General features: G+C 52.4%; 15 protein-coding genes and 1 tRNA gene. 11 read left to right on the top strand and 5 right to left on the bottom strand.

Annotated elements, in window-relative coordinates; genetic code table 11:
• Positions 1–42: 42 nt before the first annotated feature.
• Together J1W56_RS12270 and J1W56_RS12275 are read right to left on the bottom strand one after the other, a co-directional pair.
• Positions 43–1221 (bottom strand): CobW family GTP-binding protein, encoded by a 1179-nt coding sequence (locus tag J1W56_RS12270; RefSeq protein ID WP_223613584.1) that lies wholly within the window; start codon positions 1219–1221, stop codon positions 43–45.
• A 22-nt stretch (positions 1222–1243) separates the two neighbouring features.
• Positions 1244–2359 (bottom strand): D-alanyl-D-alanine carboxypeptidase family protein, encoded by a 1116-nt coding sequence (locus J1W56_RS12275; RefSeq protein WP_223613585.1) that lies wholly within the window; start codon positions 2357–2359, stop codon positions 1244–1246.
• Positions 2360–2538: 179 nt separating this feature from the next.
• Between J1W56_RS12275 and J1W56_RS12280 the strand changes: the two genes are divergently transcribed.
• The 11 genes from J1W56_RS12280 (at position 2539) to J1W56_RS12330 (ending at position 11177) form a co-directional block, all read left to right on the top strand.
• Positions 2539–3708, top strand: a complete 1170-nt coding sequence (locus tag J1W56_RS12280; RefSeq protein ID WP_223613586.1) for a M20 aminoacylase family protein — start codon at positions 2539–2541, stop codon at positions 3706–3708.
• An 89-nt stretch (positions 3709–3797) separates the two neighbouring features.
• Positions 3798–3874 (top strand) — tRNA-Arg (locus J1W56_RS12285).
• A gap of 707 nt (positions 3875–4581) precedes the next feature.
• Positions 4582–5208 (top strand): hypothetical protein, encoded by a 627-nt coding sequence (locus J1W56_RS12290; protein ID WP_223613587.1) that lies wholly within the window; start codon positions 4582–4584, stop codon positions 5206–5208.
• A gap of 372 nt (positions 5209–5580) precedes the next feature.
• Positions 5581–7563: an ATP-dependent nuclease gene (locus J1W56_RS12295; protein ID WP_223613588.1), complete on the top strand. Its 1983-nt coding sequence runs from the start codon at positions 5581–5583 to the stop codon at positions 7561–7563.
• A gap of 129 nt (positions 7564–7692) precedes the next feature.
• Positions 7693–8493 carry a YtxH domain-containing protein gene (locus J1W56_RS12300; RefSeq protein WP_223613589.1) on the top strand — a complete coding sequence of 267 codons (801 nt, stop codon included), beginning with the start codon at positions 7693–7695 and terminating at the stop codon, positions 8491–8493.
• Positions 8494–8692: 199 nt separating this feature from the next.
• Positions 8693–8935, top strand: a complete 243-nt coding sequence (locus tag J1W56_RS12305; RefSeq protein ID WP_404928132.1) for a hypothetical protein — start codon at positions 8693–8695, stop codon at positions 8933–8935.
• 2 nt (positions 8936–8937) lie between these two features.
• Complete coding sequence (locus J1W56_RS12310; RefSeq protein ID WP_223613590.1) at positions 8938–9282, top strand: hypothetical protein; 345 nt, start codon at positions 8938–8940, stop codon at positions 9280–9282.
• A gap of 152 nt (positions 9283–9434) precedes the next feature.
• Entirely contained in the window at positions 9435–9740 is a 306-nt protein-coding gene (locus J1W56_RS12315) for a hypothetical protein (protein WP_223613591.1), read from the top strand.
• Positions 9741–9783: 43 nt separating this feature from the next.
• Positions 9784–10023, top strand: coding sequence for a hypothetical protein (locus J1W56_RS12320; RefSeq protein ID WP_223613592.1), 240 nt, complete (start codon positions 9784–9786; stop codon positions 10021–10023).
• Positions 10024–10269: 246 nt separating this feature from the next.
• Entirely contained in the window at positions 10270–10626 is a 357-nt protein-coding gene (locus J1W56_RS12325; protein ID WP_223613593.1) for a helix-turn-helix domain-containing protein, read from the top strand.
• Positions 10623–11177 carry an ImmA/IrrE family metallo-endopeptidase gene (locus J1W56_RS12330; protein ID WP_223613594.1) on the top strand — a complete coding sequence of 185 codons (555 nt, stop codon included), beginning with the start codon at positions 10623–10625 and terminating at the stop codon, positions 11175–11177. Before J1W56_RS12325 ends, J1W56_RS12330 begins: the two co-directional genes overlap by 4 nt.
• 427 nt (positions 11178–11604) lie before the next feature.
• Here the strand turns inward: J1W56_RS12330 and J1W56_RS12335 are convergent, their stop codons facing one another.
• From J1W56_RS12335 to J1W56_RS12345, 3 genes are all read right to left on the bottom strand, one after another.
• Complete coding sequence (locus J1W56_RS12335; RefSeq protein WP_223613595.1) at positions 11605–12057, bottom strand: GNAT family N-acetyltransferase; 453 nt, start codon at positions 12055–12057, stop codon at positions 11605–11607.
• 259 nt (positions 12058–12316) lie between these two features.
• Positions 12317–13039 carry a hypothetical protein gene (locus J1W56_RS12340; RefSeq protein WP_223613596.1) on the bottom strand — a complete coding sequence of 241 codons (723 nt, stop codon included), beginning with the start codon at positions 13037–13039 and terminating at the stop codon, positions 12317–12319.
• A 536-nt stretch (positions 13040–13575) separates the two neighbouring features.
• Positions 13576–17463, bottom strand: a complete 3888-nt coding sequence (locus tag J1W56_RS12345; RefSeq protein ID WP_223613597.1) for a hypothetical protein — start codon at positions 17461–17463, stop codon at positions 13576–13578.
• Positions 17464–17567 lie beyond the last annotated feature (104 nt).

A 17567-nucleotide genomic window follows, 5' to 3' on the forward strand; every position in this document is an offset into this window, starting at 1 on the left:
CTTGTCGAACCACGCACAACGTCCACTGCAGCGTGCTGAAGCCTAGACTTTCAGTCCCGGAATCGCCAGCGGATTGTCGAACAGCGCTGCGCGATCGGGTGTATCGACCTTCGGTTCGTTGAGGAAGGCGCTGAACAGCTGGGTCACGTAGCTTTCCGGCAGATCCTTCACGATCAGAACGAGCCGCGTCTCGCGCCGCCCTTCCGGCCATGCGGCAAGCCGCGCCGGCGGATGGAAAATCTGCTGCACACCGTGAATGACCAGCGGACGCTCCGGATCATCGGCCAGCTGCACGATGCCTTTCATGCGCAGGAGTTTCTCGCCATGGGCCGAGCGCAGGAGATCGAGGAACATCTCGAAACCGGCGCGCGGTACCGGCGCATCGTGTGTCAGCGAGAAGGAGCGTATCGCCGCATCGTGGCGGTTCACATCGTGATGATGGTGGTGGTGGTCGTGATCATGGTGATGATGCTCCCCATGATCGTGATGGTGATGATCCGCGTGATGCTCAACCGCTTCACGCTCATGCTCACGATCGCGATAGGCTTCCGCCTTCAGCCAGCGCTGCACGTCGATGGTTTTCGTCTCGGGATTGTAGACACCGCATTCGAACAGGGCGGCATAGCCGGTGCGCGCATCGCCGACATCGATGATATCCGCACCGGGATTGAGTGCGGCGAGCCGGGCACGCAGCGCCGGCAGCCCCTGCGCGGCTTGCGGCATATCGGTCTTGGTCACGACAATGCGGTCGGCAACCGCCGCCTGCTTGACCGCTTCCTCATGCGCATCGAGCGTCGCCATGCCGTTGACGGCATCAACGGTTGTGATCACCCCATCCACCCTGAATGCCTGCAGGAGCACCGGATGCCCCATGATCGCATGCAGGACGGGTGCAGGATCGGCCAGCCCGGTCGTTTCGATGATGACCCGCTTGAGCCGCTTCAACTGGCCCGTCTGCAGACGGTCGATCAGGTCGGCCAGCGTATCGACGAGTTCGCCTCGCACGGTGCAGCACAGGCAGCCGTCGGAAAGCTCGATGACGCCTTCGCTCGCCGTCTCCACCAGGAGATGGTCGATGCCGACATCACCGAATTCATTGATGATGACGGCCGTGTCGGCCAGCGCCGGATCTTTCAGCAGGCGGTTCAGCAAGGTGGTCTTGCCCGACCCCAGAAATCCCGTGAGTACAGAAACCGGAATGGGGGCATTGAGGCCACTCATGATGACATCCTATCTTGCTGCGTTAATTCACTGTTTTTGCCGTGTTGGCCGCATCGGTGATCGATGCACGGTCGGGCCGCGGAACCGGGATCGGGATGCGGCTCATGTCCTTGCCCTTCGCATTGGTCTTGGAAGGAAGCAAGGCAACGAGTTCCGCCTGCGGTTCATGATCCATCCGGTACATATAGGGCGAACCCTCGATGATATGCCCTTCGACGTCCTTGCCGTCCCAGCTGTCGGAGGCGGCGGCCTCCTTGGAGCAAACGGTCGGGCGCATGTTGACGGCAACATCGCGCGTGGCCGGGCCGTAGGGCTGCAGGGCCTCCAGCGTCTTGCCGGTTCCCCGGGTCTCAAACCCCTTTGCCAGCAGCTCGGCTGCCTTCGTCGCGCGCCCCTGCTGTTTCAACTCACCCAGAACCACGGTGATGATATTGCGGCCATCACGGGTGGCCGAGCCGACCAGATTGAAACCGGATGGGCAGACAAAACCGGTTTTCATGCCGTTCGCGCCCTGGAACCGGCCGATCAGTGCATTGAAATTGGCCTGGATCTTGTTGCCGGAATCAATCGCCTCAATATCGAAATAGTGCATGTATTGCGGGAATTCGCGCCGCATCTGCACCGTCAGGATCGCCAGGTCGCGCGCCGTCGTATAATGATCGTCCGAATGCAGGCCGTTGGGATTGACGAAATGCGAGCCGTACATGCCCAGACGCTTGGCTTCGGCATTCATCAGCACGGCGAATTTTTCCGATGAGCCGCCGAGGGTCTCGCCGACAGCCATCGCCACATCATTGGCCGATTTGACCATGAGAATCTTCAACGCGTTATCCAGCGTGAGCTGTGAGCCGGGCTTGTAGCCCATTTTGCTCGGCGGCTCCTTTGCCGCACGTGCCGTCATCTTGATCGGCGTGTCCAGGGTGATCTTCCCCGATTCGATCATGCGGAAGGCCACATAGGCGGTCACCAGCTTGGTGAGGGACGCCGGATACCAGCGCTGGAACGCATCTTCCTGCGACAAAACCTCGCCTGCACCGACATCCACGGTGATGTTCGGGCCCGCAAGTGCCGCTGTTGCCAGGCCCGCGGTGGTTGACACCACGCAGCCCGAGAGAAAGAGTGCTACAGTTTTCCGCATTCCAGATATCCAGCCTGTCTGTATAAAGAACCAGGGAAATGGCCTTGTGATTTCATTGCCGGGCTTCCCGCCGGGTCGCAATGGCCTTATCTATCCTATGTGGCAGGCAAAAGGCAAAACACCTTTGAACTGTTCACTGAATTGTCAGATGTAGTCCGCACGTTTGGAGTTTCAACACTATGCCCTTGCTTAATCGCGCCATCGAAATGCAGGAAGAAGTCTCCCGGTGGCGCCGCCATCTGCATGAGAATCCGGAACTGATGTTCGATGTCCACGAGACCGCGAAATTTGTCGCGGACAAGCTGCGGAGCTTCGGCGTCGACGAGGTTGCCACCGGCATCGGCCGGACCGGCGTCGTCGGCATCATTCACGGACGCCACGGCGAAGGACAGACGGTTGGCTTGCGCTCCGACATGGATGCGCTCCCCCTCAATGAAATCACCGGCAAGCCCTATGCATCGAAAAACGCCGGCAAGATGCATGCCTGCGGCCATGACGGCCATACGGCCATGCTGCTCGGGGCGGCGCAGTATCTTGCCGAAACGCGCAACTTCAAGGGTTCGGTCGCGGTGATCTTCCAGCCGGCGGAGGAAGGCGGCGGCGGCGGCCGCGAGATGGTCAAGGAGGGCATGATGGAGCGCTTCGCCATCTCCGAAGTCTACGGCATGCACAATACGCCCGGCCTGCCCGTCGGCCAGTTCGCCATCCGCAAGGGGCCGATCATGGCCGCAACGGACGAATTCAACATCACCATTGAGGGCCGTGGCGGCCATGCGGCCCAGCCACACCGCACGATCGATCCTGTCGTGATCGGCGCCCAGTTGGTCAACGCGCTGCAGACCATCGTTTCGCGCGGCACAGATCCGCTGGATTCGGTCGTTCTGTCCGTGACAAAATTCCATGCGGGCGATGCACACAATATCATCCCGCAGAAGGCCGAGCTCGCCGGCACGGTGCGCACCCTGCGCTCCGAAATGCGCGACTTTGCCGAAAAGCGCCTGCGCGAAGTGGCCGAGGGCGTGGCGACGGCTCTCGGCGCTGTCGCCAGGGTGGACTACGACCGCAACTACCCCGTCACCTTCAATCACGACCAGGAGACAGAATTTGCCGCGCGCACGGCACAGAGCGTCGCCGGCAGCAAAGCGGTCAATCTGGAGGTAGCGCCGATGATGGCGGGGGAAGATTTCTCCTATATGCTGGAAGCGCGCCCCGGTGCCTTCATGTTCATCGGCAATGGCGAGAGCGCCTCGCTGCACAATCCGGCCTATGATTTCAATGACGATGTCATTCCGCACGGCATCAGCTACTGGGTGCAGCTGGCCGAAAGCGCCCTTCCCGCCGCATCCTGACATTTTGAGACGTGGCCCCTGAAGATGCGTGCATTTCGCGCATCTTCAGGCTTGGCGTCGCGGCGGAAAAACAGTATGTCTGGCCGCATGGTCCCGTAGCTCAGTAGGATAGAGCGACAGATTCCTAATCTGTAGGCCACTGGTTCGAATCCAGTCGGGATCACCAATATTTTCAATGACTTAGCACAATATCACACCTAATCTTGTGTCGCATTATGTTGCAACTGAGTATCATTGATTTCAAACGATTTTCACGGGTACGCGGCGAATCCATGCGACATGGATGCGACACGAGGACCGTTTTTTGATACTTAAGAGAGAGTATGAATCGCTGGGCACAATTGGAACGATATGCTTGTACTCCATGAAGATTTGATCGCGCTTGCGTGGTCGGAGCCAATGCGCGATCTGGCTGCCAAACTCGGCTTATCCGACGTAGGACTCCGAAAGAAATTTGCTAGCTATGGTGTGCCAATACCCCCGCAAGGTTATTGGAATAAAGTCCATGCTGGAAAACCGACGCCCCCCATTCCTGGCGCAGCGCCTCGGCGACCAGGCGAAACTGGGCGCGCAAGCGTCGACTCTAGTTTTGCAAAATTGCTCACAAAGGCTCAGCCTCTATCGGCCGCTGGTCCGTTCGCTTCTCAGGAAGTTCCCGAGGACCTCGATGAGCTCTTCGCAAGAGAGATTCGACTGTTGGGTCGAGTTACAGCTCCTAAAACCTTAGATGCCCCACACGCTGGATTGGTTAAATTGCTCAAGCAAGAAGAGCGACGGAGAGAAAGGTTTTCAACCGACAGATGGACTTCGACCCCACCAAATTTTGATACTATTCTAGCTAGGCGACGCTTAAGAATCCTAAATGGAATATTATTGGCGCTCCGCAAACGTGGTCACGGCGGCGATGCCTACGAGCACAATGGAGCAATTCACGCTCGAGCAATAATAGGCGGTACCTACCTAGGTTTGGACCTCGCCATTGTCGGTAAATATCGCACTGTGCGCCAATACGGCTATGATCGACCAGCACCAGACCTTCCAGCAACCACACCGTTGATTCTACGTATGTCACCTGGCTTCGATGGCAGAGCTACAAGGAGCTGGGAGGATGACAACGCAGGGGAACTTGAGGCGAAACTCGCTGAAATCACGGCCGGCCTCATTGTTGCGGGCGAAGCAAGATTTCGAGCCAGTCTGCGCGAAGAAGAAGAACGTGACCGAGAGGCCCAACTCGAACAGGAAAGGAAACGGCAAAGACGGCTGGCAGAGCTAAATCAAAAGCGCATACAAAACCTGAGAGAGTCCGGTGATCTTTTGCGTCAAGCCCAGGATATCCGCAGCCTCGTCGAACGGGTGCGGCATGCAATTGAGAATGGCTCCACAATCGTCGATGAAGCGGCATTGGCAGCGTGGGTACGATGGGCACTCGCGGAGGCCGACAAAATTGACCCGGTGCTTTCAGGTCAGTTCATGACTCATCTCGACGAGCCAAGTCTTTAGTCATAATGGCTTGTCGCGTCCGCCATAATAACGCGCGTTCTAATGCGTTGCAGCTTGGATAAAGCAGCCGGCAGCGCACGTCCTCTTCGACTGTCCACAACGGATAACCATTTACAAAGCCGATCCACTGAATTCGCTCTCGCAAACGGATCGCGTTTAAAACTTGAGCTGAATGATACTGAAGAGACATAACAACACTGTTTGATTGATTGCGACCATTAACAAACGGACGTTGTTGACAATCCCTGCTATCCACAGGTGCCTGCAGGACGTCCTCATTGTTTGTCTCAATTGACAGTTCTACAGGATTCACATCATCTATCTTCAACGTCCGAGAGAGGCGCTTACTGGAATTATACTTTAGGGGGAGCCATGGAGCTCAAGAAAGTCCGCATACAAAACTTTCGTTCGGTTGAGGACTCCAGCGAATTTAGCGTCGAGCATTTGACTTGCTTGGTCGGTAAGAATGAAGCCGGGAAAACGGCCATTCTACAAGCTATCGCTGGCTTGAATCCTCATCCTGCGACGCCCTTTGAATACGAACTGGAGCGTGACTATCCTAAACGTTACCTTGCCCGATACAGAGAACGCCACGGTGGCAATGAAGCGGAAATTATTCGCACAGTCTGGGAGCTTAACGAGAGCGAGATTGAGCTTTTAAAAGCAGCACTGGGTCCAGATTCAATCACAGGGAACACTATTACCATCTGCCGCACCTACAACTCCACGAGTACTCGCTGGATTGTGCCGGTGGATGAAGCGAAGGTGATCGATTACCTTATTTCACTGAGCAGTTTTTCTGCAGCCGAGAATAGCCAAGTTGGCACCCCATCCACGATCACGGATTTGATAGCAAAGCTGACGCCCTTAGCTACCAATCCGAAGCACAAGGCTTTGTCGGACCTGGTCACCGCTTTTCCAGACAAGTCAGCTTTTGCTAAGGCTCGCGAAGTCCTTTTGCCCCACTTTCCGCAATTCATGTACTTTTCGAACTACGATCGCATGAATGCGATGGTCCATCTTCCAACGCTCAAAGATCGTGCAAACGACCAAACACTTTTTCAGACCGAGGCCCTGCGTGGCGACCGGTTGTTCTGGGAGTTTCTAGAATATTCAGGTGTTCCACTTTTCGACATTCTCTCGACCACGACATTTGAGAGTTTTAATGCCAAGCTTCAGGCTGCTTCCAACGTGTTGACCGAGGAAATCCTTGAGTATTGGACTCAGAATCAAGACATCGAAATACGCGTCAGCGTGGCTGAGGGCCTTTCGGGTGATCCGATTCCTTTCAATGTCGGCGCTGTCGGTCGGGCTCGCATTTATAATCTTCTCCATAGAGCCGATACTTCGTTCTCCGAGCGTAGCGCCGGGTTCACGTGGTTCTTCTCCTTCCTAATCAAATTTGATCGCGTGAAAAAAGACGCGGCCGGAAAAATCTTTCTGCTGCTCGATGAGCCAGGGCTAACACTCCACGGTCTCGCTCAAGCTGACCTACTTCGATACTTTACGGAGAAACTGGAACCCCATCACCAAATTATCTACTCAACTCATTCGCCATTCATGGTGCCACACGACGACATCATGGCATCGCGTATCGTCGAAGACCTCGTCAAGGTAGATGATCGTGGCCGACGGACACCTACAGGAACAGTTGTTCGCGAAGACGTCCTGAAGGCAAGTAAAGACTCAGTTTTTCCGCTACAGGGCGCATTGGGATACTCGCTGACACAATCTCTTTTTATTGGGAAGCATGTCATTCTTGTCGAAGGCCCAGGGGACATTCTGTATCTACAAGCATTGTCAGCCGAGCTTCTCCGCCGTGGCCGCACTGGACTCGATCCGAAGTGGATTATGTGTCCTACTGGCGGTATCGATAAAATCCAATCGTTCGTCTCTCTGTTTGCTGGCAATAGCCTGGACGTAATAACCCTGTCTGATTACACGAAACGCGACAAAAACAAGCTCGAAGCACTCAGAAACTCGGAGATCATCAAGAGAGGAGGCGTTCTATCCATTGCTGACTTCGTCAATCAGGAAGAAGCGGATATTGAGGATCTTTTCCATTCGTCGTTATATTGCCAAGTTGTGAATGATTCGCACAAGCTAGTGGGTGACTTTGAATTGGACCCAGCGAAGCTACTGGCTGCTGATGGGAATACCGAGCGCCAAGTCAAACAAGCTGAGGCATACTTTAACACCCTCCCAGAACCAATGCCTCTATACAGTCATTTTGCCCCTTCTGCTTGGCTTCTTGCCAATCCAGATACGCTCGGTGGCGACACGGAGCCTGTTCTAGAAACGTTATCACGAGCCGAGACCTTGTTTAGATCTCTAAACAGTTTGCAGGGCGCGTAGTGTATTTGATGCCTTGATTCGCTCGGAAGCCATCTCAAAAACGCATGGACGTAATATGACTAAGAGATTTCGTTCGACGAAGCGGCCACCCGATTGGGAACTTGTTTCTATAAGAAATCACCGATTGAAATGATAGATCTAGGAAAAGAAATCCATTTGAGTCTCAATCCGCCGATTTTTATTGAGATCCCCAACTCTGACTATGCCACGTTGCTTTCAGGTTTCGGGGGAGCAGTACTAGGCGCCTTAATTGGCGCTGTAGTCTCTCTTCACTTAGCCAAAAAGGCAAACGATCTTCAGCTCAAGAGAGATGCAGACGAGCGAATCCTACAAGAAAAAGCATCTGCGCTGCGGGCTATGCTGAAGCTTCAAGAAATTGCGAATGGGCTTTATACGACATCAAAGTATATCGCTGACGCGAAGGAAACCGCGAACCGACTGGGAGCTCTTCCTAGTGCACTATTTCAGTTTGTGAAGCCGGCAGTTGGGTTGTCGCGTCCGATACCCACATTTGACTCAAGTGATTTTGCCCCTTTCATCAACGCGAAGAGGGCTGACGTGGTTGATCGCGCAAATATGTTGTCACTTCGTTATGATGCAAATAGTACAACATTCAAGGAATACAGCGCCGCACATGTTGAACTTCAGAAATTAATGTCTTCTTTTATGGATCCCAATCCCGAAAATGAGCATACGCAAATTGCCATTCCCGAACATTTGATCGGGGAGTATAAAGTAAGAAGTTTGCATCTTTCAGATATGCTCGCCCAGTTGGACAAATTTCTGGCTGTCGACCTGCCTGAAGCTGCATCCCTATGTGAAGATATATCAGCCATTGCAAAAGAATACTTCAATGACTCAAGCTTTTTTACATTGCACGCGCACACCATTTCGAACGCCCGAGGGACTGCCGAAAATGCAGATAAATAAGAAGATTCAATTGCAATGGACGCCACAGAATCACCAAAGGTTCGCCGACGAAATTAGCCTGAAATAAGTTCATTGGCGCGTATTGTGCCCCTCGTATGTCGCGGCCTGATACGTGCCATTCTGACTGCTTCTGCATCGTTATCACGGTTGACTCCCTCAAGGGCTCGGGCAATCTTAAGTTCCCAAGGAAAGATTCTGAGTGACCCAGCCAGCAAAACTCATCGTTGTCATGGCGTTTGACCGCTCGGATAATGGCGATCTCATTCCTGCGTTTGAGGCTGTACAATTCGACAGTGAAGAACGTGCATTGCGATCAGGTAAGAATTTGGCCGGTCAGCACATTGGCGTTTTGGCCTGGGCGAGAGAAGCACAACCAGATATTGGGGAATACGGGCCACCGACAGTACTGTTTCAGTCGGGCGAAGTACCGGAGATGGAATAATTTTGTCATCGATATCATCGTATAGCTGGCTGATCGCCATCATAGTGCCAATCATAGGTGCCCTATTTTGGCATGCGTTCAATCATCCCAAATCATTTTCCAAACTTGCCAGCGTTCTTCGCAAAGTGAGTTTCGCCTGCATCTGGCTTTATATCGCTTGGGGGGTTGGTTACCAATTTGGAATCCAAGCGGCGATCAAAGTTGCGGAAGACAAGGGGGGCGTCCCTCTAGTGAAGGATGTCGACACCATGTTTTCAATTTTACCATTTTCAATTTTCTGCCTTTTTGTGTTTGTAACATTCTTGTTGGAAGAAGTTCATAAACTGAAGGACGTAGAAGACAAATAAAGCGAATACGAGAGGTTATCTAAGCCCTTCGCTCAAGCCGCCTCCGGGCGGTTTTTTGTTGCGCTGATCAGGCTCGACTCTCGCCACGTCTTTCTACAAAGTTGAAAGAGAAGAAGGCTTAATGGAGAGTGATTGTGCGGGTGAGAAACGGCTTGAACCGCGATCTCGTCAAATTTGCCAATGGCGCACTTACGCTTTCAACTGATTTGCAAAAATCCCTTCTTGATGAAGCTGCCGAAGCCATTAGATGTTATCGCGCTTTGATCGCATTGTCCGGAACACCAGCCAATGACCAGCAGACAGATATTGCGTACCAACTGGACAACTATGGTGATGGACTGGACTTCCGATATGAGGAAGAGACCAAAGCAATGATGCTGGAAGCGGCAGACGCGTTGAGGATTCTTCGACTCATGATGGGTATCAAACAAGAGATACTCGAAGAAAATGACGAGTGATGTTTCGCTTGGTGCGGCCAAACCCCATGGAAGGAACGCTCAAATGAAAATCCCGGCTCCCAAGGCGACATGCAATTATCCTGACCGTTTCGAGGATTGCCAGACGGCAATAGAAGAAGTGTTTGTTCTGCTGGTTGTCGAAGCGACCCGCGCCGGATGGCGTCATGAGGAAGTGCTGGCCGCTATCACGTCGGTTGCCGACATCACGACAATTGCCCTGGATACCAAGGGAAAGACGGACGTTGAGATTCGACTGGCGAAGCTCATGAAGAGGAACGATTGAGGCCGAAGGCAGCATCAGCGCCGTGAGCGGATGGGCTATTCCGTTTCGATGATTGCACGTCCCAACGGAAAATTTCGCATGATTGTCACTACGTTTGCCCACCACACTGTCGAGATGAACTCGCTTCTATTCGCATCATTCACGGCATCTTTATATTTTTTAACCTGTCAGGTTGATTTTCATTCGCAAAATGATTAAATCTGTACGAGCGACATTATGATTCGTCGCTTTGAACGGAGAGCGAAAATGAAAACTGAACTTGGGAAGGAGCTTAGAAAACTTCGAATTGATCATGATGAACGGTTGCTGGATATGTCTCAAAAAATAGGTAAGTCAGCAGCTTTTATTTCGGCGGTAGAGACAGGACATAAATCCCCACCTACAGGGTTTGAGGAGATGATTGTTCGAGTCTACGGCCTGACAAAGGTTGCTGCAGACCGCCTCAGAATCGCAGCTGATCGTTCGCGCGAGGTGTTTACTATTAGTGCGGACACGATAGTCGGTCGAGATACTGCCGGCCTTTTGGCCAGAAAAATGAACACTCTCACAGACGACCAATTGGAGGAAATCAAACTAATTTTGAAACGAGGAAAAGAGGAATGAGCAGTCAGAACTATATTGTCCCTCCACGTTCATGGGATAACATCGGCGCGATGTGTGATCGCCTGCGTGTTCAGTTCTCTCTCGCGGAGGAGCCAAACTTTCCCGTTATGCAATTCCTTGAAAAAGTTTTGTATGAAAAGATGGAAATGGTGGAACTGAGAATTCGGTCAAAAGAAGAAATGGGAGCGTACGAAGGGTACACCGATCCTGAGGGAAAATTCATTGCCCTGCGTCAAGATGTGTACGAAAATGCATGGGAAGAAAACGGCAGGGATCGCTTCACAGTCGCGCATGAACTCGGCCACTACTTCCTCCATACCGGCATGCCCATGGCGCGAGCTTCTGACGACCGCCGCGAGAAGGCGTTCATACTAAGCGAACCACAAGCAAATCAATTTGCAGCAGAGCTTTTGATGCCGCGGTGTTTCATTGAACTGAACGACACCGTTCAGACAATCATGTCGCGGCATGCTGTTTCGAATGAAGCCGCTCAGAACCGGCTTCGATTTATGAACAGTCGATGGGAAAAAATAAGGGGATCAGTGATGTAACACAGACCCCCATTTTATTTTTGCATCGGACTGCCTCGGGGCCTGCCGGTGTGGAAGCCTTAGACCGATCCATCTGCTAGTGTGACAGCTTCAGATAATTACATAAATTGGAAAAGTCAAGGTAAACAGCGCCCCGAGGAGAAAGGAACGGCGGAGATGAAGCACCAGCTTCCCCCTCCACCGCCAGGGCAGGAGTATATCTTCCGCCCCTCGCGGACTTGCCCTAAAACGGGCAAGGTATTGTGGGCAAAACACTATGGTCTTAAAGCCTGGCCAATCTTGGTTTCAAGTCGTCCTTAACAAAGAGGAACCCCGCTTCGGCGGGGTTTTTCTTATCTCGGCACACCCGACCTTGGCACTGCGTGCTCACGCAAGCAAGTGCCCGGTAAACGCCTACCTTCGATAAACAGTCGCTGCCGGGCTACCGCTATGAGTTTGGCATTTTCGGTACACTATCGTTCAAGACCTTGCGCAGGAAGAAACGGTTTGATCCCCTCGGATGATCTTCTAGTTGGCCAAAAACCTCGAACCCTCGTTTGATATAAAAGTCGGGTGCCTGGAAACTGTGAGTATCGAGCCAAATACCCATGCAGTTTTTTCCAATAGCGATCTCTTCCGCCTTTGCCAAAAGAAGCGAGCCCAGGTCTTGGCCCCGTAATTTTTCAGGAATGAATGTCAATTCGACTATGAGCCAATCGTAATTGATCTTGGCCCAGAGCCCGCCCACCTGCTCTGACGTTTGATTGTCCCTTATGACAATGGCAAAGGTCTCAAACTCTGAGGGAGGTGCCGCCTGATCATTGTATTCGAGCAGTGGCTCCAGGATACGGTCACGGTCCGAATTAGTCGGATTTGAAATTACTTCTATAGAATGTTCCATTCAGCCGGACCCTTGTGAGTTCGGGGCCACCTAGCATGCTCCACCCATTTCGAACAGCGCCGCTTGCAAAAGAGGTTTGCTCCGTTGTCTCTAACAAACGCTTTGGAACGGAACGAAATTGCGGGGAACACAAGCCCGAGTTCAGCAAGGGCACCGTGAACGGCTGGGCTGGGTTTAAATCTTAAATCAGGAGTTTGGACACAAAAAACGCGTCTTCCTTAAGGAAACCAGAGTAACGAATAGCCACCATTTACGTGTGTCAATTGTTGACGGCGAAAATCTTCACTTCAAGTTTATCGCCTATTCCTTGGAACCAGACATCGCCATCACCGATCATCACGCCCTGCCAATTGGCGAAGAGCGTTGCATAGGTTTGCTTAACGACAGCAGCCTTCACCTTGGGCGTAATGATTTGGTCGTAGGCAGCGACGAAATGTTTGGCGTCTTTGATCATGACAGCTTTGCCCTTTGAATGCACAGCAAACGGATAATAGACCATCGCAGACAATGCCTGCTTGTCATCGGCTGCCACGGCTTTCTGAAGCTTCGAAAAGAATTTGGCGTAGTCTTTGTGAGATCCCATCGTCTCATCTAACCGCTTATCCATATCGGCATCAGTTTGTGCAAGTGCTGGTACAGCAATGAATGTAAAACCAGACAATACCGCAGCCAGAATTGAAACCTTCACGACCTGCCTCCTCAAAAACAACTGGCCAGAACCGGCCTGACGAAGTTCTAAACAGAGAAACAACTTAAAATTCGCAAAGAATGCAACTGTAGAACTGCGGTCATCTTCCAACAGGATTAACGCGGACGCACTGACCTTGGCGCCTGTGTGCCGTTCACATGCCCCGAAAGGAACCTCGAGACCCGGTGCGGCTACACCCGGCCGAGGATAGGCTGATGCATCGTCCGAGCATGCACCTCTATTCACATCAAGCCAAAGCCACGCTACCAGCGCACCACCAGCACGCGCGAGCAATATGAGCCTTGATGCTCCATGCTACGTACCTCTGTGCGCCTCACCCTGCGGCGGCGAGCAGCCCTCGCAAAGACTTTAGGGACCGTATGAGGGGCCTTCTCAGAGCGGGGCGCAGCACCCCGGAATCTCGGCGAAGTTATCTTCTCTAAGGGGGTTCCTCCCCGTGAGTGTCAAAGAGCGATTCGTTGACGGTTTCCTGTCAAGGGAAATCGAAGGGTTTTGGCGGGGTAACGAGCCAACACGCCACTGCCAAATGCTCGCTGAAGCCGCGGCGGCCACACAAAACGGCATCGCACCAAAACCGATGTATGTGTTTCAGCGTGGAATATTGCCCACTCAGGCGGGGTGATCGGCGTCCAATTTTGACTGCTTTCAGGTTTCGTCTGACCGTCCGTTTTTTTGACCACAGATGGAGAGGAAGTTGAAGCGAGTGGATACGATTGCGCGCATAGACGACGACTAACTTTCAACGTTGAAAGATATGCGTTGGGCTATTTATGGATACATTAACAATCGTAAATCTATCAATGCCTTACCTATCCGTGGGCGAACAATGCATCGTCCTGCTCCTGTTCCTTAACAACATTAGCCTCCAGTTTACCGATTGAGATGGTTGCCCACCGACGAACGTCTTCTTGCGCATGTTGTTTCCAATGCTCGAAAAATGGCAATAAGGCCTTTGAATCGTTGAAAAATTCTTTGGTCATGCGCCAATAAATTTGCACAAGCACCTGAGGCACATCGCCAAATTCTGACAGGTAGGCATCCAATTCCGGCTGTATAACAAGTGCGCCATCCGCCTGCCGTATCGCAATGGGCAACCACTCGACGACAATCTCGGCTCGTTTCTCCGGTTTCTCACGTACCCAATCCATGATTATCGCGGTGGGTATTTGAAACAGAACGCCCGCTCCCAGAGTCTGTTCGAGCCTTTGGTCAATCAGATGTTTCAACCGGTCGAGCGCACTCCAAGCCTTGCGTTCGAGTTGTTTGCTTACCGTTGTCCATACAACCACCGGGTATAACGCGATCAAGCGGATCAGAATCTCGCTAGCAGCCTCATCGAGTTTCATAAAAATTCTATAATCGTCAACCTCGCACAGCCTCAACAGCTGCTTCATCATAGATTGTGCAAAGGTCATGTCGAGAGCATTGGCACGTTCGAGGGCCGCAACCATTTCCCCAAGATGGTAACCATCCATCATGCCGGGGTTCTTCGAGGTGAACAGTTTCGGTGTCAGAAGGATGCGCTTCATTGCCTTGATCAGGGGATCGGCCGGAAGCTTCGCTGGATGGAGATAAAGGGTTATAATGTCGGATGACATCCACAGGCCGTCAGCTCCATGTCTTTCCAGCTCATTAAGCACAGGCATAAGCTCATTTGGATCAAGGTGATCGAATCTGTTCGAAATCACATAACAGTCATTCGCCGTGACGTCCTTGTTCCGCAACAAGGTAACAAGCAACGTAAGGTCTGCCGGCAACATCGCCCCAGCTCCGATAAGCTGTGCCATATAAGGCTTCAGTTGCAGGGAACCCAAAGCAGTTCGGATACATGCACGGCCAATGCCGATATCCAACGCATTTGCCCCCGATACCAGACCAGTGAAGAAGCGGACATTGACAGGTGCATCGCTTGAGTCGGCACGAGTAATAGCGTTTACAAACACTGACAGCGGATCGGTAGTTGACGCCGCGAGTTCGTAAGCGAAAGTATATGCATTCTTGGCAGCGCTAAAAACGAAAGCCGTGATTGCTTTCTCCGTCAATTGCCGATCATTGCCTATAATCACCGCCAGAGCCTTGACATGGCGTGCAACGTATTCTCTGTCGCGAGGTATTTTTGAATCGCGTTCATAGCGGGCATCAGGATCATGTAGCGTATGGGAATAGCCGTTGGCGTAAACTAGGGCCTGTTCAACCGGATCGTTTGGCATTAGTTCGTCGTAGTACGACCGCACAGCAATAACAGCTTGCTTCGGTGCCTTCGGAGCGTCGAAATAAAGCCAGTTGCTTATGCCCTGCACGGCTTCTGGCCAGAAGCCGAACCTATCGATGATTTGGCGTGTCATCCCCTTGACCGCATCCAGCGTTACCCCATTGACAATGCCTCGCATTTTCTTCCCGAGAATCGCTTTGGCGTCTTCCGCGAGAGAATCTTTTGCCAATGCTATCGCAGTCAGCCGGATCACGGCCGCCGTGTGGTAATTGCGGACTTCGCCATAGGTCTCGGGTTTCCAGTCCTTAAGCTGTTTTGCACTGCCGATTTCTTCCGCTCCCCCACCGCGTGTAAAGTGAGATGCCGGGAGCATGTTTTCCAGCGCTGCGAGGCACACTTCGCGTTCAGCGAGATCAGACGATGCAAGCCCCGAATCCAAAACGCGCAGTTTTGCATCGGGGTCAGCTTCGCTACCAGACAAATGCAGTTGGAACAGCTGGACAAACTGGCCGGTAGCATTATTACCGATGTCCCTTTCGTTTTCACTAGCAGCGAGCCGACGCAACAGGGTTGCAGCGCGGTCAAAACTTGATTTGCGAAAGGCAAGCTTTTCCAAAGCCCAAACCAAGTAACGCCGCCCATCCCGGATCGCCTGCAACTCGGTCTTGGTCATATTTCCTAACACACGATCGATCATCGCCATCGCCCCGTCGGGATCGACGTGCACGAGGCCGTCAAGACACTCCGACCCAAATTCGGTATTAAGCTCGGCTAGATTACCAATACCATCTTCACCCAATACGGAACCTGCGAATGCACGCGCGACTGGTGATGTGTCAAACCACCGCAAACGCTTTAGGAAGCTACGTTTAAGGGCTAGAGAAGCACCGAGAAAGCAGGCCAGCACATCGTCTGCCGCTATACGCTCAAGACGAAGTGCACCAAGCCGGGCGGCAAGAGGCGTCGGACCAGCCTGGAAAAAGCTGCCGCGTTTTAAAACAATGCCGCGCTTTTGGAAATTCTGAACGTGCTCGATGAACTGCTCAGGTCGCATGTGCGCGAGGGTGGCGGCAATGTAGTTGGCGTCTCCAGCCGCACTGTTCTTTAGATCAACCCAATCGAACAGGCACAGGCATTCAAGTGCGCGTAAGGCCTCAGCGTTGGGCGCATGATGACCCCAGATGATGCGATCCATCATTTCATCAATCGACCGAATAGTCAGCCTGCGATCGCCCTTGAGTTGCGCCGCCAGCACGGCCATTCCTGGGTAGCCATCGGCAATTTCGGCGATGTAACGCGTGTCCGCAATGTCGAGGTTGCTGCCAGCAGCCTCTGCTATGTCTGCAAGCAGCGTGACGTCGGCTTTCTCCAGCTCGATAGTCAGCGTGTTTCTCGCCAAGAGAATATTGGTTTCCACATCAATTGTAACAATACGCAGATTGGATCCTTTGAAGCCCGCATATCCCATGAGCTTTTGATGAACATGATCGGGACATTCATCTACCACCAAAATGGCTGATGAACCGGATTGCGCAATTTCCAGTCCCAGTTTCAACAACTCGTTCCCGACAGTGACGTAATCTGCATAAATCGTTGAATAATGATCGGCGGTATCGGAAACGGAGGATTGTGACAGCAATAGTTGGTAGGCAAACCGGGATTTACCAAGCCCAGATGCACCGATAATACGCAGAGCTGCGTTTGGATTAGCGAGAAAATCAAGGCTTGCCGTGATCGCCTGGTTGCAACTCCATGCATTTATTGCGGGATTCCCACGTTCTGCCATTGCTATCATCTGGTTTACAGGTTGATAACGTGGCGTCTCGCTGTTCACCCAAGGGGCTTCCAAAATGCGCGACGTTTTCCCCCAATCTTCATGTGAAAGGAAGCCGCTAAGTGATCTTTTGCGCTGAAGCGTTGCAAGCCAAAGTGCAACGGGTGTGTGCGTATTGGCCCAGTCGGCAATCTGATTAGCATCGTAGATCTTGATCGCAGTGATCCTTCCAGGATCACCGCCCCCTTCGGTGATGGCCGCCTTGATTGCCTTGACCAGCTTGTTTATCTTCGCTCCAGTCATCGCCTGGGAACAAAAAACAATGTAGGCGCCGCCTTTCGATAATACTTCCTCGATGGCGTTACTTAGGCGCAAAGGGGTGCCCTTTGTTCCACCTTTGAGTATCTCTGCCCTGACGTCTCCGTCACGCAGCTTCTGCGCCTTTGATTGGAAAATACAAAAGCGGTGTGGGAGATAATCCGTTGACGCAACACCACCTGTCCATTCTGCCCGCCCGTCTTCGCCGCCATCAGGGACATTGATCTGTAAAGGCGCGGTCGCTGCACGCAAGGGCACCCCACAAGAGCGGCATTCAGCAAACATAAGGCGTTTCATCAACTTGACGAGCGTCAGACTGTCAAGTTTTGCAATATGGTCGGTATCTGCAGTAAAAAACATCGAAAGTCTAATCTCCTTGATGTTTGATACCATGACATCATTTCATTGCAGATGTCATGCGGAGGCCCGCTGACTGAAGCTTTTCTTCCACGCGAAAGGGAGAGGATTCGCGTTCGAGAACGCGTTTGAACAAGCCA

The organism is Phyllobacterium calauticae (assembly GCF_019991125.1).
Classification (GTDB): domain Bacteria; phylum Pseudomonadota; class Alphaproteobacteria; order Rhizobiales; family Rhizobiaceae; genus Phyllobacterium; species Phyllobacterium calauticae.